Genomic DNA, 573 nt, shown 5'->3' on the forward strand with positions numbered 1-573 from the left:
GCTCGGGGTGGACCTCGCGGGCCCGCTCCCCCATCACCCGCTTGACGCGGCGGATCAGCGTGCCCACCTCGGACTCGATGCGACGGAGGTCGTCGTACCTCTCGCTCATGCCTCGCCGGCCCTCTCGGCCAGGAGCTCGTCCTCGCGCTTCACCGAGGTGCGCAGCGGGACCTCCTTGATGAAGAGCACGGCGATCAGCGCGCCGACGGCGAACGGGAGCGCCACGAGGAAGATGTGGCCGGTCGCGTCACCGTAGGCGCTCTCGAAGATCGCGCGGATCGGGGCCGGGAGGGTCGAGACGTCGGGCACGCCACCGGTCTGGTGGCCCACCTCGGACGCGAGCTCGGGGTGGTCGGCGACCAGCCGGCCCAGGCCCGCCTTGACGGCGTCGGCGACCTGGTGGGCCAGCACGGCGCCGAGGGCGGCGATGCCGACCGAGCCACCGAGCGAGCGGAAGAACGCCACGACCGACGACCCGGCGCCCATGTCGGCGAGGGCGATCGTGTTCTGCACGGCCAGCACGAGGTTCTGCATGGTCGCGCCGAGGCCGAGGCCGAGGACCGCCATGAAGAC

General features: G+C 72.6%; 1 pseudogene. It reads right to left on the minus strand.

The features are described from left to right. Nucleotides 1-105: 105 nt before the first annotated feature. Nucleotides 106-573 (minus strand): annotated as a pseudogene (locus FB586_RS19580) (MFS transporter); the annotation flags it as partial.

Origin of the sequence: Cellulomonas telluris (genome assembly GCF_004886325.1) — a bacterium.
Classification (GTDB): Bacteria; Actinomycetota; Actinomycetes; order Actinomycetales; family Cellulomonadaceae; genus Cellulomonas; species Cellulomonas telluris.